Genomic DNA, 19208 nt, shown 5'->3' on the forward strand with positions numbered 1-19208 from the left:
CTTCTTGGATTCAGTAAAGGACCGAGGGCAGCCACAGCACCAGCGGCGGAAAGATCAGCAGGGCGGCGATGGCGGCCACCTGCAGCGAGATGTAGGGCATGACGCCCCGATAGGCCGTGGCGGCCGCGATGTCCTTGTAGACGCCCTGCAGGTAGAACACGGCAAAGCCGAAGGGCGGGGACAGGTAGCTGGTCTGCAGCGTGACGGCCAGCAGCACGCCGAACATCAGCGGATCCACGCCCAGCGCGATCAGGGGCGGGCCGAAGATGGGGATCACGATGAAGATGATCTCGAAGGAGTCCAGGAAAAAGCCCAGCACGAAGACGATGGCCAGCACCAGGATCAGCGCGCCCAGCGTGTCCCCGGGAGCCTGGGACAGCAGGTGGTGCGCCAGTTGTTCGCCGCCCAGCCCCTTGAAGACCAGCGAGAAGATGGCGGCTCCTATCATGATGGTGTAGACCATGGCGACCAGATGGCCGGTGGCCAGGCAGGCCTGGCGGACCATGGCCCAGTTCAGCGCCCGGCAGCCCCAGGCCATCAGGGTCGCGCCGGCCGCGCCCACGGCCGCCGACTCCGTGGGCGTGGCGATGCCGGCCAGGATGGAGCCGAGTACGGCCACGATCAGGGCAAGGGGAGCGAGCGCCTGCGTCAGTATCTGGCGGATGCTGACGGGTTCGCGTCCGGCGCCGGGCAGGGGCGGGCAGGTCTTGGGCTGGACGATCGCCTTGTACAGCACATAGAGCAGGAACAGGCCCACCAGCAGCGCGCTGGGCACGACGGCGCCCGCGAACAGGTCGCTGACCGTGACCGGGCCGCCGACCCGGTCCGGCGGGGTGACGCCGCGCAGCATGTCCCCGATCAGGATCAGCACGGTGGAAGGCGGGATCAGTTGCGACAGCGTGCCCGAGGCGCAGATGGAGCCCGCCATGAAGGAGGGCTGGTAGCCGGCGCGGCGCATGGCCGGCACGCTGATCATGGCCAGGGTGGCCACCGTGGCGGCTACCATGCCGGTCGCGGCCGACAACAGGGTGCCCACGGCCACGACGGTGAAGGCCAGGCCGCCGCTCAGGGAGCCGAACAGGCGCGACGTGGTTTCCAGCAGCCTCTCGGCGGTCTTGGATTTTTCCAGCATGATGCCCATGAAGATGAACAGCGGGATGGCCACGAGCATCTCGTTGCTCATGATGCCGTAGATGCGGCCCATGACCCCGCCCATGGTGCGCCACTGGAAGACGTCCAGGGCGCTGCCCAGCAGGCCGAAGGCGATCGCCACGCCCGAGAGCGCGAAGGCCACGGGAAAGCCGAACATCATCACGCCCATGACGCTGGCGAACATCAGGATGCACAACAGTTCGTTCAGGCTCATGGCTGCGCTCCTGCGGCGGGTTCACGCCTGTCCGGCAGCGCGGCCAGCGAGCTCAGCAGCAAAGACAGGCCCTGGATGAAAAGCAGGGCGCAGAAAACGTAGATCAGGCTTTTGTGGACATAGGCGAAGGGCAGGCCGCCCGTGTTGGGCGAAGCCTCCAGAAACTGCCAGGATCGGGAGATCGGCTTGCTGCTGGTCAGCGTGATGACCAGCAGCGTGGGCCAGAGCAGCAGCACGACGCCCAGCGCATTGACCAGGGCCTGGCGCCGCCGGCGCATGCGGGAATAGAAAAGCTCGACGCGCACGTGCCTGTCGTGCAGCAGGGCGCTGCCGGACAGGCCGATGAAGAAAAGGCTGGTCAGCCAGACATAGCTGTCCTGCAGCCAGATCAGGCCTATGCCGAACAGGTAGCGCAGCACCACGACAGTGAAGGCGATGGCCAGGATGAGCAGCATGGACAGGCTGACGAGCCGGCCGATGCGCTCGTTGAGCGCATCGAGCCAGGCACGGAATGTAATCATTTTTTTGCCCCCGGAAATTATGGTCATGCGTCTTTCTTTGAAGACGCGTTGCGGCCGCCGCCTCGCCGGGCGGCGGCCGGGCCGTGCTTAGACGGCGGTGGATTCGTCTTCCAGCGCGCGGCGCGTCTTCAGGTTGAAGCGGCCGTCATAGATGGGCGGCTGGCGCGTGCTGGGGCCCATGTACTGCACGTACAGGATTTCTCCTTCTTCGAGCGTGGTCAGTTCGTGCTCGTAGTGCGGGTCGGGGTGAAAGACCATGGTGCCTTCGCCGTAGACCTTGCCGTCGATCTGGAACTTGCCGCTGAGCACGTACCAGATCTGGGCGAAGTAATGGTTGTGCAGCGGATGGCCCGAACCTTTGGCGTAGTGGACGATCCCGGCGTTGGGAATGGTGGCGTCCTGCGCGGTGGGGTGGAACATCATCTTGGTGCGCTGGCCTTCGTAGCGCAGGTTTTCCCAGTCCAGTTGGTCGCGGTGCTTGACCTGCATGGGCTGGTGCTTTTCGGTCAGGGGGCCGCCGCGGCCGCCGGGGTTGATGATTCTGGCGGCGGTGATGGTGTCGATGTCGCTCATTGCAAACTCCATTCAGGATGCTATAGTTTAAAAACGGGATCCCATTAACGGTAAAAGGGATTCTAAATAGAAAAAACAGGCACGACAGTCGGAATTACCCTATGATGATTTCGGCCCTGGCCGCCTCGTCTTAGGACATGGCAGCCGGCGCGCTGCGGCGCGCGGGCCGGCCGCGTCCGCTCCAGCGGCGGACTTGTATTGTTTGTTCAGCCCAAAGGCCGCAGCCCGGCCGCATCCACCATGAGATCGTCGATAGAAGTAGCCGAGGAAATCCAGCGGCGCATCCAGTCCGGCCGTTATCTGCCCGGCGACCCTTTGAGCCAGTACGAGCTGGCGGAAGAATTCAACATCAGCCGCACGCCGGTGCGCGAGGCCTTGCGCCTGCTGGAGGCCAGGCACGTCATCGCCTTGAGCAGCAGCGGGCGCGCCATGGTGGCCGTTCCTTCCGTGCGCAGCATCCGTGAAACCTTCCAGATACGGGCCGAACTGGAGGGCCTGGCGGCCCAGTTGGCGGTGGACTGGCTGCAGGATTCGGACCTGGAGAGCCTGCGCCGGCACCAGGACCTGTACGCCCAGACGCTGCGCGGACGCATACAGGGGGAAAGCGGCTCGCAATGGCGCAGCCACAACCAGGATTTCCACATGCTGATCGCGCAGGCCAGCCATAACGGCCGGCTGCACGACCTGGTCCAGGAACTGCAGGGCGGGGGCGTGGCCAGCGTGCTGAGCTTTGCCTCCAAGATGCCGCCGCGCCTGATGGAGGACAACATCCAGCAGCACGAGGACATCATCCAGGCCCTGGCCGCCCGCAACGGGCCGGCGGCCAGGGAAGCCATGGCGGAGCATGTGCTGCAGACCATGCGCCTGGTGATCGACTGGATGGAAGCGGACTGAACGGCGCGTTCCATATGCCGCAAGGGGCGTGCGCCCGCCGCAGGGGCGGACGCGGGCCGGCATCAGGAGGCGGATGCCTTGGTGGCGTCCAGATGGCGGCGCAGGTTCTGGATCAGGGCGCCGGCCGCCTGCAGGGCCTGTTCGGCAGTCTTGCCCCGCAAGGTCTCCAGCAGCCACGACCCCACGATGACGGCGTCGGACATCTGGGCGACGGCTTGCGCCGTGGCGGCGTCGCGGATGCCGAAGCCGACCCCGAGAGGCAGGCTGATGTGGCGGCGGGCGCGCCGCAGGGTGTGCCGCACCTGGTCCAGGTCCAGGCTGCGGACGCCCGTGACGCCTTTGACCGAAACACAATAGGCATAGCCGCTGGCGCGCTCGGCAATGAGCCGTATGCGTTCGTCGGAGGCGGCGGGCGTCAGCAGCAGGATCATGTCCATGCCGTGGCGCTGCAGCTCCCGGGAAAGTTCGGCGGACACTTCAAGCGGATAATCCACGACCAGCACCCCGTCCACGCCGGCCCGGCCGGCGTCGGCGGCAAAGGCGCCCGCCCTGGCGTGCTGGTCGTATTGTTCGATCGGATTGGCGTAGCCCATCAGCACCACGGGCGTGCGCTGGTCCCGGCGGCGGAATTCTTCCACGATGGCCAGCACCTGCGGCAGATTCATGCCATTGGCCAATGATTGTTCGTTGGCCTCCTGGATGGCGGGGCCGTCCGCGGAAGGATCCGAGAAAGGCATGCCCAGTTCGATGACGTTGGCGCCGGCCTGCACCATGGCGTGCATCAGGGCCGGCGTGACGCCGGGGCAGGGATAGGCGGGCGTGATGTAGGGAATCAGCGCCTTGCGGCCGTCGCGCCGCAAGGCCTGGAAGGTATCGTGGAGCCGGCTCATGAGGACTCTCCTGAAGGGGCTGACTGCCCCATGACGGTGTCCATGTCCTTGTCGCCGCGCCCGGACAGATTGACGAGAATGGCCTGGTCCCGGGACATGCCTGCCGCCAGCTCGAAGGCATGGGCCAGGGCATGGCTGGCTTCCAGGGCCGGGATGATGCCTTCCACGCGGCTGAGCCGGTGGAACGCGTCCAGCGCCTGGCGGTCCGTGGCGCCCACGTATTCGGCGCGGCCCAGTTCGTGCAGCCAGGCGTGTTCGGGGCCTACGCCGGGGTAGTCCAGCCCGGCGCTGATGCTGTGGGTGTCCAGCACCTGGCCGTGCCTGTCCTGGAGGATGAGCGAGCGGTTGCCGTGCAGGACGCCGGGGCGGCCGCGCTGCACCGAGGCCGAATGCTTGCCGCTGTCCAGGCCCAGGCCGGCGGCTTCCACGCCGATCAGGCGTACGTCGGCATGGTCTATGTAGGGATGGAAGATGCCTATGGCGTTGCTGCCGCCGCCCACGCAGGCGACTACGGCGTCCGGGTGCCGCTTGTCCATGCCCAGGCGCCGGAAGAGTTCGGGCAGTTGTTCCAGGCATTCGCGTCCGATGACGGTCTGGAAGTCGCGCACCATGGTCGGGTAGGGGTGCATGCCCGCCACCGAGCCGATCAGGTAGAAGGTGGTGTCCACATTGCCGACCCAGTCGCGGATGGCTTCGTTCATGGCGTCCTTGAGCGTGCGGCTGCCGCTGGTCACGGGTGCGACCGTGGCACCCAGCAGGTGCATGCGCTGCACATTGGGGCTTTGCCGCTGCATGTCTTCGGACCCCATGTAGATGACGCATTCCAGGCCGGCGCGCGCGCAGATGGTGGCCACGGCCACGCCGTGCTGGCCGGCGCCCGTCTCGGCGATGATGCGGCGCTTGCCCATGCGCTGCGCCAGCAGGGCCTGGCCGATGACGTTGTTGATCTTGTGCGCGCCGGTGTGGTTGAGGTCTTCGCGCTTGAGCAGCAGGCGGGCGCCGCCTATTTCGTCGCTGAGGCGGCGCGCGTAGTAGACGGGCGAGGGGCGTCCGACGTAGTCGGCCAGGTCCTGGCGGAACTCGCGCAGGAAGTCGGGATCGTCGCGGTAGCGGAAATAGGCGTGGTTCAGTTGTTCGACCGCCTGCACCAGGGTTTCGCTGATGAAGCAGCCGCCGAACCGGCCGAAGAAGCCTTGGGCGTCGGGTTGGGTGTAGCTGGAACGGGTGTTCATGATCGTATTCCTGGCCGGGGGGCCGGCATGGATGCTGCTGCGTCCGGCCGCGCCGGACGCAACGGGTCGTGCTAGTTGGCGGCTGGTTTTTCGGCCAGGGGCTCGGCGACCAGGCCGGCGGCGGGCGCGGACTTGCGCCGCGGCATCCTGCCGTTGAGCGCAAGGTAGGCCAGCAGGCCGATCAACAGGCCCCAGAATGCGCCGCCTATGCCGAACAGGGTGATGTTGGCGGCCGAGGCCAGGAAGGTGATCAGGGCCGCTTCCCGGGTTTTGGAGTCGCCCATGGCGCCGGCCAGGCTGCCGCCTATGGTGCCCAGCAGGGCCAGGCCCGCCAGCGTGGTGATGAAGGTCTTGGGAAAGGCCATGAAGACCGCTGCCAGGGTGACGCCGAACACGCCGATCAGGATGTAGAAGACGCCCGCCGCGATTCCGGCGATCCACCGCTTGGACGGATCTTCGTGGGCTTCGGGGCCGGTGCAGATGGCGGCGGTGATGGCGGCCACGTTCATGGCGTGCGAGCCGAACGGGGCCATGAGCAGCGAACCCAGGCTGGTGACCGTGACGATGGGGTTGGCGCTGGTGCGAAAGCCGTCGTTGCGCAGCACCAGCATGCCGGGCATGTACTGGCCGGTCAGGGTGATGAGGAACAGGGGCAGGGCCACGCTGAGCAGGGCGTTCAGCGAGAACACGGGCATGGTGAAGATGGGCGTGGCCAGCTGGAGCTGCAGGCCGCTGAAGTCCACCCGGTTCTGCAGCACCAGAAAGCCCAGGCCCAGGACCAGGATGCCGACCACGGCGTAGCGCGCCGTGAAGCGCTTGAGGATGATGTAGGCCACGATGAGCAGGCCGGCCAGCATGGGATCCACGCTCATGCCGCCGAAGGCGCCGATGCCGAACTGCAGCAGGATGCCGGCCAGCAGGCCGGAGGCGATGCCGGCCGGGATGAGGCGGATGACCCGTTCGAAGCAGCCTGACAGGCCCAGCGCCACGAAGGCCGCCGCGGAGATGATGTAGGCGCCGACCGCTTCCGCATAGGGCGTGCTGGCCAGCGCCGTGACCAGGAAGGCGGCCGCGGGCGTGGACCAGGCGGTGATGATGGGTTCGCGCGAGATCCAGCTGAGGATCAGGCCGGTCGCGTCCACGCCGATGGACACCGACCAGACCCAGGACGCCGTCAGTTCGGGGCTGAGTCCGGCGACCTGGGCCGCCTGGAACACCAGGATGAAGGTGCCGCCGTAGTTGACGATGACGGAGATCAGGCCGGCCACGACAGGGTGGGTCAGGTCGCTGAGCAGGATGGCTGAAGATGGTTTGGACGTGGACATGGTGATGCTGGACTCCCCAGGGGGTGCGCGTTGGATAGAAGCCAAAAGGCTTTTATAGCGCCTGATTGGCCTACCTGGACGGTACGCTTGCGGAGTTTGAGGCAGACCACTTTTGAAAACGGGAAAAGTGGTCTAGCGGGCATGTAAGAAATGGATTGAATAGTGCAAGTTTTATTGCTTTATAAACTTCATGCCGATGGACCCGAGGATTGTCCAGAAGGCATATTTTATATTCAAGCCCTTGAGGAGATGGAGATGATCGTCGTTCTGTTCGAATTGCAGGCCATGCCGGGCCAGAACCAGAATTATGTGGATCTGGTCAACAAGCTCACGCCCTTGCTCAAGCCCATCGAGGGGTTCATTTCGGTGGAGTGCTTCCAGAGCGCGGCCAATCCCGAAAAGGTCATGTCCGTGACCACCTGGCGCGACGAAGAGGCGGTGGTTCAGTGGCGCAATGTCGACGCCCACCTGGCGGCGCAGAAGGCGGGACGCGACCGCATCTTCAAGGACTATCGGGTGCGCGTGATGTCCGTCATCCGCGACTATGGCCTGCACCAGCGCGAACAGGCGCCGTCGGACAGCCTGCTGGGCCAGGCCTGAGCGTGAAAGCCGGCCGATATGTCTCGAATCGCGCCGACGCCTGACGGCGGGAAATGAATACCGGCTGGCCTGTCGAGCCAGCCGGTATTCATTCCTTTCAGCTTTTCTTGTTTAATGTGTGATGATGTGGTTATTGGCGGCAAGTGCCATTATCGAAAAAATACGAATTACTGTTTCGGATAGATAAAAAAATAAAGCCGATCGGAATCGGCTTCAAGTAAACAAGAAAGAAAACGCCTCAGAGAGGATGGAACTGCAGCCAGCCGTCATCCAGCCAGGCGTTCAGCATGTCCAGCGCGTCCTCGTCCAGTTCCTGGAAAGCGGCGCTGCCCACCTTGATCTCCCGCTCATCGGCAAGCAGGCGCAATGAACGGCTGGCAGGGCAGGGGGCCACTTCGCCATTGATGTACAGTTCCTCGCCGCGATACATCATGCGGGTGCAGCGGTCCAGCGTCAGTCGGCCGGCGGGCAGGTCCGGGTCGTGCAGGTCCACGGGGTCCTCGGCGATGTCGAACCAGGAATTGGCCGGCAGCTCCGTCAGCCAGACGCCCAAAAAGCGCGAGGCCAGCGCCTCGTCAAAGCGCACCGCGTTCAAGGCGTCCAGCGTCTTCTGCACCAGGTTCTCGGGCAGGGCGGCCGGGGTGCGCGTCGCGCCGGCGCCCGGGTCGGTATAGCGGGCCTGCAGGTCGGGCATGGGCAGCGGGGGATCGGAATACAGGCCGTAGCCGTCGCCGCTGGCGGCGGCCAGCTGATCGGAGGCGGCGTCCATCAGGCCGCGCGCCAGCGTGGCCAGCGTGGGCGAGCGGAAACCGATGGAGATGGTCATGCAGTCGCCCAGCGCGATGCCGTCGTGCGCCACGTGCGGGGGCAGGTACAGCATGTCGCCCGGCTCCAGGATGAATTCTTCCTCGGCCTGAAAGTTGCGCAATATCTTCAGTGGCAGGTCGGGCACCAGGCTCAGGTCCTTTTGCTGGCTGATGCGCCAGTGGCGCCGGCCGTGGGCCTGCAGCAGGAAGACGTCGTAGCTGTCGAAATGCGGTCCCACGCCGCCGCCGTCCGAGGCGATGCTGATCATGGCATCGTCCAGGCGGGCGTCGGCGATGAAGCGGAACTGGCGCATCAGGGCGGCGGTGGCGTCGTCGTGCAGGTCCACGCTTTGGGCCAGGGCCGTCCAGTTGGGCTGGGAGGCGGGAGGCAATTCGTCGAAAGGGCCGGTCTCCATGTGCCAGCCATCCTCGTCGTGCCTGATCAGACGCGATTCGACTTCTTCGCGCGTCACCAGTTCGCGGATGTTGGCGATGCTCAGCGAAGGCTTGAAGTTGGGGATGGCGCGGCGGATCAGCAATGGTTTGCGTTGCCAGTAGATCTGCATGAATTCATGCGCGCTGATGCCGCCCAGGAGGGCCAGTGGCTGGTCGATGTTCATGGGCTGCCCGAACAATAAATGAGTCAGCCGTAAGCTTAACTGATCCGCGGGCCGGGAGCCCGCGGATCAGGGGTATAAAAAACGGCGCGGGCCGGCCCGACGGGGGTGCACGCCCGCCGGGCATGGCTGGACCGCGCCGTCCGCCATGACTGCTTGGGGCAGTTCAGCGGTTAACCACGTGGCGAGGCAGGGTCAGGGTCAGCAGTCCGGCCAGCAGCAGGCAGACGGCGAACATGATCAGTCCGGCCTGCGAGGATTGGGTCAGATCCTTGAGCACGCCCATCAGATACGTGGCCGCGATGCCGCCCAAGGTGGACATGGAGGCGATCAGCGCAATGCCGGCGGCGGCGGCGCGGCCCTTCAGGAAAGTCGGCGGTATGCACCAGAACACCGGGAAAGTGGCCATCAGCGCCAGGTTGGCGATGGAGAACAGCAGCACGGTGACGACGGGGTCATGGCTGTAGAGAGGGCTCAGGCCTATGCCGGCCGCGGCGACGAAGGCGGGCACGGCGATGTGCCAGCGGCGTTCCCTGCGCCGGTCCGAGCTCATGCCGTTCAGGACCAGGGCCGCGACGGCCAGGGCGCTGGACAGACCGGTCATCAGGCCGATGTGCAGGTCGCTGTGCACGCCCGACTCCTTGATCAGGGTGGGCAGCCAGAAGTTCAGCCCGTACACGGCCAGCATCAGCAAGGTGTCGATGACGCCCAGCAGCCAGACGCGCAGGCTGGCAAAGGCCTCGCGCACCGAGGTGTGCGTCTGGGCCAGTTCGTCGCGCTCCAGCTCGTCGGCCAGAATGCGTTTTTCGTCAATGCTCAGCCATTTCGCGCTCTGGATCCCGTTGGGCAGGCAGGCCAGCACGGCCACGCCCAGCACGACGGACGGGATGGCTTCCAGCAGGAACAGCCATTGCCAGCCCGGCATGCCGTGCACGCCGGAAAAAGCCGTCAGGATCCAGCCCGACAGGGGGCCGCCTATCATGCTGGACAAGGGGATGCCCAGCAGGAAGAACGCCATGATCTTGCCGCGCCGGAAGGTGGGATACCAGAAGGTGATGTAGAGCATGACGCCGGGGTAGAAGCCGGCTTCGGCGATGCCCAGCAGAAAGCGCAGGATGTAGAACTGCGTGGGCGTGGTGACGAACATCATGCAGGCGGAGATGGCTCCCCAGGTGATCATGATGCGGGCGATCCAGGCGCGCGCGCCCACGCGCTGCAGGATCAGGTTGCTGGGCACTTCGAACAGCATGTAGCCGATGAAGAACAGGCCCGCGCCCAGGCCGTAGACCGTTTCGCTGAAGCCCAGGTCGGCCTGCATCTGCATCTTGGCAAAGCCGATGTTGATCTTGTCGAGGTAGGCCGCGACATAGCAGATGCAGAGCAGGGGAATCAGGCGCCAGGTGACTTTGGCGTACAGGGCGGCGTTGTCGTCTTGCGGCACGGCCAGGGCCGGATTCAGGGCGTTTTCCAGGGATTGGGACATGGCGCGCTCCTTACGACGGGCGCCGCATCGGCGCGGCGGCGGGCAAGGCGCGAAAACGGCGTTTGCCTGAACTCCCCCCGGAGTTCTGCAAACGGGTGCATCTGGCTTGTGTAGGCACGTGTGTCTCCTCAAGTGCTTGATCCTGTTTTAGTAGCGTGCACCTTTCTTTTTTTCGTCTTTTACAGCGTGTTTTTTTACCTGCATGAAATTTTCATAAGCCATGCAAGGGCGCTGTTTGCGAAGTCCATGAAGATTAATTTAATTGAGTAAACACTAAAATTAGGGTTTTTACCCGAGCCGGTGTCTTTGTAAATAAACTTTGTATACGCTATATTTCGCCATTCCGTCGCGCAGCTCTCGCGCGATCGGGAGAGGCGCGGCCGCTGGCTTTCGCCTCGACAACAGGGAGCGCACTACACAAAGGAAAAGAATGAAGACATTGGAAAAAACAGGATGTTGGGGACGGGTTCTGATGGGGTGCGGCGCGCTGGCGTCGGCGTCGGCGCCGGCCCTGGCGCAGGGCGGCTCCTCGGTCCGGTTGTACGGGACGGTGGACGCCTGGGCGGGCAGCAGCAAGCCCATCGGCGCGGCCGGCAGCAGCGGCACGGTGGGCAGCGGGGGCTGGCAGACCTCCTACTGGGGGCTGGGCGGCAGCGAGGACCTGGGCCAGGGCTGGCGCGCCGTGTTCGCGCTGGAGTCCTTCATGCGGGTCAACACCGGCCAGGCGGGTCGCTACGACAGCGACGACTTCTTTTCGCGCAGCGCCTATGTGGGGCTGGAGAGCGACTGGGGCCGGCTGACCGTGGGCCGCAACACCACGCCGTATTTCGTGTCCGTCGTCGGCACCAACCCGTTCGGCGGCTCCTTCGGTTTCGGCCCGTCCATCTACCACAGCTATGGCGGCAACGGCGCCGTTGCCGCGCCGCTGCTGGGTGATTCGATCTGGAGCAATTCCGTGGCCTACGCGTCGCCCAAAGTACGGGGCTTCAAGCTCAATGTGCTGTATGGGCGCGGCAACCCGGGCGCCGGCGGCGACTGGAGCGAGGAGTCCGGCGCCTACAAGTGGGGCGGCAGCCTGTCGTACGACCAGGGGCCGCTGACCGCCACCGTGGCTCTGCAGCAATTGAGCTTTTCACGCTATTCGGGTGATCTGGCCGGGCGCCAGGACAAGCAGCGCGCCGTGCTGGCGGGTCTGGCCTATGATTTCGGTCCCGTGAAGCTGTACGGCCAGTTCCAGCAGATCGACAACCGCGGCGGTCCCTTGCAGGACCTGCGCGTGCGCGGCGGCCAGGCCGGCGCCGCGATCCCGGTGCGTGGCCAGGATCGGGTTCTGCTGTCCTACGCCTATTCGCGCAGCACCGGGCGCAGCGAGGAAAAGCGCAACACCTGGGCCCTGGGGTATGAGATGGGCCTGTCCAAGCGCACGCAGTTGTACGCCAGCTATTTTTCCGATCGGGTGGATGTGGTCGGGCGCGGCCACAGCGTCGGCGCGGGCATGCGCCACACCTTCTAGCGCAGTGCGCGCCCCTGGCGCGCGTCAGGGGCGCAGGGTGGCCAGGACGGTCTGCACGATGACCTGGCCCCAGCGCCGGCGCTCGGCGTCCGTCATCAAGTCGCGGCCGAAGAAGACCGACAGCGTATAGCGGTTGGACAAGTAGAAATAGCCCAGGCCCATGATGGTGGTGTACAGGTCCAGGATGTCCACGTCCTGGCGGAAGACGCCGCTTTCCCCGCCCTTGAGCACGACCTGCCGGATGACGGACAGCGCGGGCGACAGGAACTCGTCCATGGAGCCCAGTTTGGCCAGGTGCTTGCCCTTGAGCAGGTTCTCCGTGTTCAGCAGGATGATGAGTTCCGGGTTCTTCTGATAGTAGTTCCACATGAACAGCACGATGTCGCTGAGCGCCTGCTCGGGCGAGTCCATGTCCAGTTCCAGCGCTTGCTCTGCTTTTATCAGCTTCTGGTAGGCGTTCTTGAGCACGGCGGCGAACAGCTTGTCCTTGCTGCCGAAGTGGTAGTAGATCAGGCTTTCGTAGCACTTGGCCTGCTTGGCGATGCGCTTGACGGTGGCGCCGGCGTAGCCGTGCCGCGCGAAGACGAATTCGGCGGCGTCCAGGATGGTGTCGCTGGTGGTGTTGCTGGGACGGGCGCGCCGGCCTTGCCGGCCGGGCGTGCTGGTTTTCGTGCTGGCGAGTGTCTCTTCCATGGCGCGATCGCAGAAAGGTGGGGAAACCGGACGCCGCAAGACGGCGCTGTCTGCATCATAACGTAGCCGACTGCTTTTTTCCCGCTGTCTCCTTCTTCAGAAAAAACAGCGTGTACGCTTTTTATTGGTGTTTACCCTATTGAGTTTGAGTAAACGCTCAAATAGAATTTTGAGCAATCACTCAAATCAACGGTTATCCAGGAGACAGCAATGCAGAAATACGTGACCAACACGTGGTATCCCCTGACCTGGTCCCGGCAGGTCGGCCGGGAACTGAGCGCGCATCGCATCATCGAAGTGGACGTGGTGCTGTTCCGCAACCAGGCGGGCGAAGTGGTGGCGCTGGAGGACGTTTGTCCGCACCGCCTGCTGCCCCTGTCCAAGGGCAAGCTGAAAGGCGACAGCGTGGAGTGCGGCTATCACGGCCTGACGTTCGACTGCAGCGGCCGCTGCGTGCGGGTGCCGGGCCAGGACATGGTGCCCGCCAGCGCCCGGGTGCGCCATTTCCCCACGGCCGAAAACATGGGCCTGGTTTGGATCTGGATGGGCGAGCCCGAACTGGCCGATCGGGGCCGCATCTTCGACCTGCCCCAGTACCACGACCCAGCCTGGAGCGCCGTGGAGGGCGATGCGCTGCACATCCGCGCCAATTACCTGAGCCTGGCGGACAATCTGTGCGACCCGGCGCACGTCAGCTTCGTGCACCAGACCACGCTGGGCAATGCGGCCAGCGAGGACGTGCCGGTGCAGCATGCCGAGGAGGCGGACAGGCTCGTGACCTGGCGCTGGATCATCGACGCCGAGCCCATCCCCCTGTTCGCCAAGTTCGGCAACTTCAAGGGCAATGTGGACCGCTGGCACTACTACCACTACTACGCGCCCAGCATCGCCATCATCGACTTCGGCTCGGCCGAAACGGGCACGGGCGCGCCCGAGGGGCGGCGCGACGATTGCATGCAGATCTACGCCTGCCATTTCATCACGCCCGTGGATGCGGAGAACTCCATCGACCATTGGCTGCACGTCAAGAATTTCACGGCCGACGAGGCCACCAACCGCGCCCTGTCGGCCTCGTTCCGCGAGGCCTTCGCGGAAGACAAGGCCATCCTGGAAGCCATCGAGGCCAACGAGCGGCGCTATGCGGACCGGCGTACCGTCAAGATCGCCATCGATGCCGCGCCGCGCCGCATGCGCAAGATGGTCGAGCGCATGATGGATGACAGCGCGGTGACGGCATGAGTACGGCAAATCAGAATTCCGCGCCGCCGTTCCTGATCGGCTGCAACGGCCGGGGCGCGCAGCGCTCCGGACTGGACAAGCCGGTCGGGCTGCAGGAGGCGTCCATCGACGAGCAGTTCCGCATGGTCAAGGAGTCGGGCGTGTTCGACTATTTCGACCGCATCCCCTTGCGCGGCAATCTGCGCGAATATGAACAGGCCATGGCGCGCCATGACCTGCCTGTGCATACCGCCAGCTGGTTCTACCGCCTGGGCCAGGATGAGGCCCTGCTCAGCGACAATCTGCGCATCTGCCGCGACATCGGCGCGGCCTGCCACAACATCATGACCTTCACGCATCATGCGGACGGTCATGAGCTGAGCGACCAGGAGATCGTCGACCACTACCTGCAGGTGTATGACGAAGGCATGGCGCTGGGCGTGGAACCCAGCTTCGAGCTGCACGTGAACATGTGGACGGAGTTTTTTCCGCGAGTGGAGACCGTCGCGCGCGCCGTGCAGGAGCGCGGCGTCCCGTTCAACTTCACGCTGGACTACAGTCACGTGGTCTTCAAGATGCACCAGCCCGGGGAGTTGGCCCTGTCGGGGGTGCGGGAGCAGGTGGAGCGCGGGGAGCTGGTCCTGGATCCCTTCGAGTCCGGCTCGCTGTGCGAGCGCTGGCTGGACATGAACATCGTGAAATGGACCCAGTTGCGCACCGTGGCGCCCAAGCAGCCCGCCAATCTGTGGCATCGCAACGAGGACGGCCGGTTTGCGCGCGGCATCCAATATCCCATGGTCAAGCCCGGCCCCGGCCAGTGGCACTCTCCCTGGCACGCCTGGCAGCTCGAGCCTTCCAAGGAGGCCATACGCCAGGTGCTGCGCTACCACATCACGCATCCGCAGAGCCCTTTGCGCTACATCACCACCGAGATGATCAATCTGCCCGATTACGGCCTTGCGGCACGTTACGACCTGTTCGAGCAGAACGTGGCCGCCGCGCGTTTCATCCGGCAGTCCTGGGCGGAAATCAGCGCCTTGCATGCGGCGGGCCTGATCGACGCCTGATTCACCTTCGAGACGAGAACCATCATGAAGACACGTGCAGCCCTTGCCCGGAAAGCGGGCTACAAGCGGACGGAGGCCTGATATGGACGGCCGCCTCGTGATCGTGGGCGCAGGCCATGCCGGCGGCAGCCTGGCCGGGCAGTTGCGCCAGCAGGGCTATCGCGGCCCCATCGTCCTGCTGGGCCGGGAGTCCAGTCCGCCCTACATGCGCCCGCCCCTGTCCAAGGCCTGGCTCAAGGGTGAAACGCAGGAGCAGGATCTGCTGCTGCGAGCACCCGCTTTCTATGCCGAGCAGGACATAGACCTGCGCCTGGGCTGCGTGGTGCAGGACCTGTCCTTGCAGGACCGGCGGCTGCGCTGCGCGGACGGATCCGAGGTGGCTTTCGACCATCTGGTCCTGGCCACCGGCGCCCGCGCCCGGGAGCTCGACCTGCCGGGACGGGAGTTGCAGGGCGTGCACCCGTTGCGGGAGCTGGGTCATGCCCGGGCCTTGAAGCAGGCCCTGGCGGGCGCGCGGCGCCTGGCCATCGTCGGCGGCGGCTTCATTGGCCTGGAAGTGGCGGCCACGGCGAGGGCCCTGGGCGTGGGGGCGGTCGTGCTGGAACGGCAGTCGCGCCTGTGGTCGCGGCTGGCGTCGGCGACGCTGTCCGATCATCTGGCGCACTTGCACCGCAGCCGGGGCGTGACGGTGGAGCTGGGCGTGCAGGTCCAGGCCATGCTGGGCGAGACGGCCGTGCGCGGCGTGCGCCTGGGCGACGGGCGCGAACTGGACGCCGACGTGGTGCTGGTCGGCGTCGGCTCCACGCCCAATACGGAGCTGCTGCAGCGAGCCGGCCTGGATTGCGCGGACGGCATTCCGGTGGACGAATCCGCCCGCAGCCCGTGGCCGCGGGTGTATGCCATCGGCGATGTCAGCGTGCGGACCCTGGCCGATGGCGCCCGGCGTCGTCTGGAAAGCGTGCCCAGCGCGCTGGAGCAGGCGCGCCAACTGGCCCTGCACCTGTGCGGCCGGCCGCCGGCCGAGCCGGATGTTCCCTGGTTCTGGTCGGATCAATACGAGGCCAAGCTGCAGATGGCGGGCCTGGCCGGAGCCGGCGCGCGGACCCACGTGCTGGGCGATGCCCGGCAGGGGCGGTTTGTGGTCTTGCATCTGCAGGGCGCCCGCCTGCAGGCCGCCGAATGCGTCAATGCGCCGGCGGATTTCATGCAGGCGCGCAAGGCCATCGCCCAGGGGCGCGAGCTGGACCTGGACAAACTGGACGGCGCCGGCAAGCTGGCGGCGGCGCTGGCCGCCGTGCCCGCCTGAACGCGGGTGTGCTTTACAAGGAACCGAGATGATTACAGTCAATTATGTGGAGCACGGCGGCGCGACGCACGCCGTGCAGGTGGAGCCGGGCCTGAGCCTGATGAAGGGCGCGGTGCTGAACAATGTGCCGGGCATCGTGGCGGAGTGCGGAGGGGCCTGCGCTTGCGCTACCTGCCATGTGTACGTGCCGCCGGAGTGGCAGGCGCGCCTGCCGCCTGCGCAGGAACAGGAAGTGGATATGCTGGAGTGCGCCAGCGAGGTGCGCGGGAACTCCAGGCTGGCCTGCCAGATCGCCTTGACGCCCGAACTGGATGGGCTGATGGTGCATCTGCCCGCCAGTCAATACTGAAGGCCGAAGGCGCCGGGCTTTCGGGCCTGACCCGGGGACGGGCCGGGGGTTCGAATCCACCGGCCCGTTTTTCTTTCAGTCCTTCAGGCTTTTCTTGACCTGATACAGGAAGTCCAGCGCGGCGCGCGGGCTCAAGTCGTCCACGTCCAGGCGCTTGAACTGGTCCATCAGGTCCAGGGCCTGCTCGGTGGCGGGGTCGGGCTCTTCGCGGGCGGCGGGCGCGCTGCCGGCATTGAACAGATCCAGCTGCGCGCTGGGGTCGTTCTGGGTTTCCAGGCGGTTCAGCTCGCGGCTGGCCTGGCGGATGACCGCGGCCGGGATGCCGGCGCGCTGCGCCACCTGGATGCCGTAGCTGCGGCTGGCCGGTCCTTCCTGGACTTCGTGCAGGAACACGATGCCCGAAGCGGATTCGGCGGCGGCCAGATGCACATTGGCCGCCGTGGGCAGTTCGTTGGGCAGGCGGGTGATCTCGAAGTAGTGCGTGGCGAACAGCGTCAGCGCCTGGTTGTGGCTGAGCAGGCGATGCGCGATGGACCAGGCCAGCGCCAGGCCGTCATAGGTGGAGGTGCCCCGGCCTATCTCGTCCATCAGCACCAGGCTGTACTGCGTGGCGCCGGCCAGGATGGCGGCGGCCTCGGTCATCTCCATCATGAAGGTGGAGCGGCCGCCCGCCAGGTCGTCGGCCGCGCCGATGCGCGTGAAGATGCGGTCGATCTGGCCGATGCGCGCGCTGCGCGCCGGCACGAAGCTGCCCACGCGCGCCAGCAGGGCGATCAGCGCCACCTGCCGCATATAGGTGGACTTGCCGCCCATGTTGGGGCCGGTGATCAGCAGCATGCGGCGCTGCGCGTGCATTTCGCAATGATTGGGCGTGAAGTGTTCGATGCTGCGCTCCACCACGGGGTGGCGGCCGGCTTCGATCCACAGCCCTGCCTGTTCGCTCAGTTCGGGCGCGACCCAGTCGTTGTCCAGGGCGTGCAGGGCCAGCGAGGACAGGGCGTCCAGCTCCGCCAGCGCGGAGGAACACAGGGCCAGGGGGCCGGCATAATCCTGCAGCCGGTCCAGCAGGGCGTCGAACAGGAACTTCTCGCGGCCCAGGCTGCGGTCCTTGGCCGAGAGCACCTTGTCCTCCCATTCCTTCAGTTCCGGGGTGATGAAGCGTTCGGCGTTCTTCAGGGTCTGGCGGCGGCGGTAGTCGTCCGGCACCTTGTCGGCCTGGCCGCGGCTGACCTCGATGAAAAAGCCATGGACGCGGTTGTATTCCACGCGCAGGGTTGCGATGCCGGTGCGCTCGCGTTCGCGGGCTTCGATGCGCATCAGCACGTCGCCGCTGTCGCTGGCCAGGCTGCGCAATTCGTCCAGCTCGGCGTCGTAGCCGTCGGCGATGACGCCGCCGTCGCGCACCAGCAGGGCGGGTTCAGGGGCGATGGCGGCCTGCAGCAGGGCGGCCAGTTCGGGGTTCAGCGCCAGGCGCTGCAGATGGTCGTGCAATCCGCCCGCAGCGCCGAAGTTCTGCTCCAGCCCGGCGCGCAGTTCCGGCAGGCTGGCCAGGGCGTCGCGCAGGCTGGCCAGTTCGCGCGGCCGCACGCTGCGCAGCGCGATGCGCGTGGCAATGCGTTCCAGGTCGGGGAAGCTGTTCAATGCCCGGCGCAGCAGGCCCAGGGGATCGCGCGCGTCCAGGCTGGCCGCCTGCTGGGACTGGAAGAACAGCGAGACGATGTCCTGGCGCTGCTGGGCGGCCTGGTTCAGGCGCAGCGGATGGTGCAGCCAGCGGCGCAGCAGGCGGCTGCCCATGGGCGTCTGGCAGTGGTCCAGGGTGGAGAACAGGGTGGGGCTGGTCTCGCCGCTGATGGTTTCGGTGATCTCCAGGTTTTTGCGCGTGACCGCGTCCAGCACCACGAAGTCCGAGCCGTGCTGCACGCGGATGGCGCTGATGTGCGCCAGGGACTGCGATTGCGTGCTGCCCACGTAGCGCAGCAGGGCGCCGGCCGCCGCCGAGGCGGCGGGCAGATCGTCCAGCCCGAAGCTGGCCAGGGAATCCAGCTTGAAGTGATCCAGCAGCGTCTGGCGCGAGCCGTCCTGCGCAAAATGCCAGTCCGGCAGCGTGTGGCAGCTGGCGCCGGGCAGCTCGGGCAGATGGCGCAGGCTTTCGGGGTAGAGCAGTTCGGCCGGGCTGATGCGGTTCAGCTCGGTTTCCAGCATGTCCGGCTCGCACTGGCACACCATGAATTCGCCGCTGGCCAGGTTCATCCAGGCCAGCCCCACGAGCTCCTGGCGCTGTATTTTGAGGGTGGTGCAGGCGGCGATCATGCGGTCCGCCTTGGGCGGCAGCAGGGCGTCGTCGGTCAGCGTGCCGGGCGTGACCACGCGCACGATCTTGCGCTCCACCGGCCCCTTGCTGGCGGCCGGGTCGCCGATCTGCTCGCAGATGGCCACGGATTCGCCCAGCGCGACCAGACGGGCCAGGTAGCCTTCCATGGCGTGGAAGGGCACGCCGGCCATGGGAATGGGTTCGCCGTTGGACGAGCCGCGCTTGGTCAGCGTCAGGTTCAGCAGCCGCGCGCCCCGCTCCGCGTCCGCATAGAACATTTCGTAGAAATCCCCCATGCGATAGAACAGCAGATGCGAGCCGGCTTCGGCTTTCAACTGCAGGTATTGGCGCATCATGGGCGTGTGGGCGGACAGGTCGGCGGTGGAGGTCATGGCGCAGTACAGGTCGGAAATCAACAACAACGCCGTCTCGAGGACGGCCAAT

At 65.8% G+C, this 19208-nt stretch carries 17 protein-coding genes; 7 read left to right on the forward strand and 10 right to left on the reverse strand.

Annotated elements, in window-relative coordinates:
* Positions 1-10: 10 nt before the first annotated feature.
* From ACWPWO_RS04990 to ACWPWO_RS05000, 3 genes are all read right to left on the reverse strand, one after another.
* A complete protein-coding gene (locus ACWPWO_RS04990) occupies positions 11-1366 on the reverse strand; it encodes a TRAP transporter large permease (protein ID WP_454004865.1) in 1356 nt (451 codons plus the stop codon).
* Positions 1363-1887 carry a TRAP transporter small permease subunit gene (locus ACWPWO_RS04995; protein WP_454004867.1) on the reverse strand — a complete coding sequence of 175 codons (525 nt, stop codon included), beginning with the start codon at positions 1885-1887 and terminating at the stop codon, positions 1363-1365. Before ACWPWO_RS04995 ends, ACWPWO_RS04990 begins: the two co-directional genes overlap by 4 nt.
* 87 nt (positions 1888-1974) lie before the next feature.
* Complete coding sequence (locus tag ACWPWO_RS05000) at positions 1975-2460, reverse strand: cupin domain-containing protein (protein ID WP_454004869.1); 486 nt, start codon at positions 2458-2460, stop codon at positions 1975-1977.
* A 240-nt stretch (positions 2461-2700) separates the two neighbouring features.
* Between ACWPWO_RS05000 and ACWPWO_RS05005 the strand changes: the two genes are divergently transcribed.
* Positions 2701-3354 carry a GntR family transcriptional regulator gene (locus tag ACWPWO_RS05005; protein ID WP_394064705.1) on the forward strand — a complete coding sequence of 218 codons (654 nt, stop codon included), beginning with the start codon at positions 2701-2703 and terminating at the stop codon, positions 3352-3354.
* 62 nt (positions 3355-3416) lie between these two features.
* On the opposite strand, the gene trpA is transcribed toward ACWPWO_RS05005, so the two are convergent.
* The 3 genes from trpA to ACWPWO_RS05020 all read right to left on the reverse strand — a co-directional run bounded on the left by trpA (position 3417) and on the right by ACWPWO_RS05020 (position 6801).
* Positions 3417-4244: a tryptophan synthase subunit alpha gene (gene trpA / locus ACWPWO_RS05010; RefSeq protein WP_454004872.1), complete on the reverse strand. Its 828-nt coding sequence runs from the start codon at positions 4242-4244 to the stop codon at positions 3417-3419.
* Positions 4241-5476 carry a tryptophan synthase subunit beta gene (trpB, locus tag ACWPWO_RS05015; protein WP_454004873.1) on the reverse strand — a complete coding sequence of 412 codons (1236 nt, stop codon included), beginning with the start codon at positions 5474-5476 and terminating at the stop codon, positions 4241-4243. The genes trpA and trpB overlap by 4 nt, the downstream gene beginning before the upstream one ends.
* A gap of 71 nt (positions 5477-5547) precedes the next feature.
* The gene (locus tag ACWPWO_RS05020) at positions 5548-6801 is read right to left on the reverse strand and encodes a benzoate/H(+) symporter BenE family transporter (protein WP_454004875.1); all 1254 of its coding nucleotides are present in this window, start codon (positions 6799-6801) and stop codon (positions 5548-5550) included.
* Positions 6802-7056: 255 nt separating this feature from the next.
* Between ACWPWO_RS05020 and ACWPWO_RS05025 the strand changes: the two genes are divergently transcribed.
* Positions 7057-7401, forward strand: coding sequence for an antibiotic biosynthesis monooxygenase family protein (locus tag ACWPWO_RS05025; RefSeq protein ID WP_394064713.1), 345 nt, complete (start codon positions 7057-7059; stop codon positions 7399-7401).
* A gap of 238 nt (positions 7402-7639) precedes the next feature.
* On the opposite strand, the gene ACWPWO_RS05030 is transcribed toward ACWPWO_RS05025, so the two are convergent.
* Positions 7640-8827 (reverse strand): JmjC domain-containing protein, encoded by a 1188-nt coding sequence (locus tag ACWPWO_RS05030; protein WP_454004877.1) that lies wholly within the window; start codon positions 8825-8827, stop codon positions 7640-7642.
* 163 nt (positions 8828-8990) lie between these two features.
* Entirely contained in the window at positions 8991-10307 is a 1317-nt protein-coding gene (locus tag ACWPWO_RS05035; protein ID WP_454004879.1) for an MFS transporter, read from the reverse strand.
* A 430-nt stretch (positions 10308-10737) separates the two neighbouring features.
* On the opposite strand from ACWPWO_RS05035, the gene ACWPWO_RS05040 reads away from it, so the two are divergent.
* Complete coding sequence (locus tag ACWPWO_RS05040) at positions 10738-11820, forward strand: porin (protein ID WP_454004881.1); 1083 nt, start codon at positions 10738-10740, stop codon at positions 11818-11820.
* A 24-nt stretch (positions 11821-11844) separates the two neighbouring features.
* Here ACWPWO_RS05040 and ACWPWO_RS05045 read toward each other — a convergent pair whose 3' ends face one another.
* A complete protein-coding gene (locus ACWPWO_RS05045; protein ID WP_454004883.1) occupies positions 11845-12513 on the reverse strand; it encodes a TetR family transcriptional regulator in 669 nt (222 codons plus the stop codon).
* A gap of 210 nt (positions 12514-12723) precedes the next feature.
* On the opposite strand from ACWPWO_RS05045, the gene ACWPWO_RS05050 reads away from it, so the two are divergent.
* From ACWPWO_RS05050 to ACWPWO_RS05065, 4 genes are all read left to right on the forward strand, one after another.
* Positions 12724-13752: an aromatic ring-hydroxylating dioxygenase subunit alpha gene (locus tag ACWPWO_RS05050; RefSeq protein WP_454004885.1), complete on the forward strand. Its 1029-nt coding sequence runs from the start codon at positions 12724-12726 to the stop codon at positions 13750-13752.
* A complete protein-coding gene (locus tag ACWPWO_RS05055) occupies positions 13749-14798 on the forward strand; it encodes a xylose isomerase (RefSeq protein WP_454004887.1) in 1050 nt (349 codons plus the stop codon). Before ACWPWO_RS05050 ends, ACWPWO_RS05055 begins: the two co-directional genes overlap by 4 nt.
* An 82-nt stretch (positions 14799-14880) precedes the next feature.
* Positions 14881-16104 (forward strand): NAD(P)/FAD-dependent oxidoreductase, encoded by a 1224-nt coding sequence (locus ACWPWO_RS05060; protein ID WP_454004889.1) that lies wholly within the window; start codon positions 14881-14883, stop codon positions 16102-16104.
* 28 nt (positions 16105-16132) lie between these two features.
* A complete protein-coding gene (locus ACWPWO_RS05065) occupies positions 16133-16453 on the forward strand; it encodes a 2Fe-2S iron-sulfur cluster-binding protein (protein WP_454004891.1) in 321 nt (106 codons plus the stop codon).
* A 75-nt stretch (positions 16454-16528) separates the two neighbouring features.
* On the opposite strand, the gene mutS is transcribed toward ACWPWO_RS05065, so the two are convergent.
* Positions 16529-19156 (reverse strand): DNA mismatch repair protein MutS, encoded by a 2628-nt coding sequence (gene mutS / locus ACWPWO_RS05070; protein WP_454006277.1) that lies wholly within the window; start codon positions 19154-19156, stop codon positions 16529-16531.
* Positions 19157-19208 lie beyond the last annotated feature (52 nt).

The organism is Alcaligenes sp. Marseille-Q7550 (assembly GCF_965112015.1).

Bases quoted from the DNA above. Each gene is read 5' to 3' on its own strand.
- ACWPWO_RS04990 (WP_454004865.1), bottom strand. From the start codon at position 1,366: ATGAGCCTGAACGAACTGTTGTGCATCCTGATGTTCGCCAGCGTCATG.
- ACWPWO_RS04995 (WP_454004867.1), bottom strand. From the start codon at position 1,887: ATGATTACATTCCGTGCCTGGCTCGATGCGCTCAACGAGCGCATCGGC.
- ACWPWO_RS05000 (WP_454004869.1), bottom strand. From the start codon at position 2,460: ATGAGCGACATCGACACCATCACCGCCGCCAGAATCATCAACCCCGGC.
- ACWPWO_RS05005 (WP_394064705.1), top strand. From the start codon at position 2,701: ATGAGATCGTCGATAGAAGTAGCCGAGGAAATCCAGCGGCGCATCCAG.
- trpA (WP_454004872.1), bottom strand. From the start codon at position 4,244: ATGAGCCGGCTCCACGATACCTTCCAGGCCTTGCGGCGCGACGGCCGC.
- trpB (WP_454004873.1), bottom strand. From the start codon at position 5,476: ATGAACACCCGTTCCAGCTACACCCAACCCGACGCCCAAGGCTTCTTC.
- ACWPWO_RS05020 (WP_454004875.1), bottom strand. From the start codon at position 6,801: ATGTCCACGTCCAAACCATCTTCAGCCATCCTGCTCAGCGACCTGACC.
- ACWPWO_RS05025 (WP_394064713.1), top strand. From the start codon at position 7,057: ATGATCGTCGTTCTGTTCGAATTGCAGGCCATGCCGGGCCAGAACCAG.
- ACWPWO_RS05030 (WP_454004877.1), bottom strand. From the start codon at position 8,827: ATGAACATCGACCAGCCACTGGCCCTCCTGGGCGGCATCAGCGCGCAT.
- ACWPWO_RS05035 (WP_454004879.1), bottom strand. From the start codon at position 10,307: ATGTCCCAATCCCTGGAAAACGCCCTGAATCCGGCCCTGGCCGTGCCG.
- ACWPWO_RS05040 (WP_454004881.1), top strand. From the start codon at position 10,738: ATGAAGACATTGGAAAAAACAGGATGTTGGGGACGGGTTCTGATGGGG.
- ACWPWO_RS05045 (WP_454004883.1), bottom strand. From the start codon at position 12,513: ATGGAAGAGACACTCGCCAGCACGAAAACCAGCACGCCCGGCCGGCAA.
- ACWPWO_RS05050 (WP_454004885.1), top strand. From the start codon at position 12,724: ATGCAGAAATACGTGACCAACACGTGGTATCCCCTGACCTGGTCCCGG.
- ACWPWO_RS05055 (WP_454004887.1), top strand. From the start codon at position 13,749: ATGAGTACGGCAAATCAGAATTCCGCGCCGCCGTTCCTGATCGGCTGC.
- ACWPWO_RS05060 (WP_454004889.1), top strand. From the start codon at position 14,881: ATGGACGGCCGCCTCGTGATCGTGGGCGCAGGCCATGCCGGCGGCAGC.
- ACWPWO_RS05065 (WP_454004891.1), top strand. From the start codon at position 16,133: ATGATTACAGTCAATTATGTGGAGCACGGCGGCGCGACGCACGCCGTG.
- mutS (WP_454006277.1), bottom strand. From the start codon at position 19,156: ATGACCTCCACCGCCGACCTGTCCGCCCACACGCCCATGATGCGCCAA.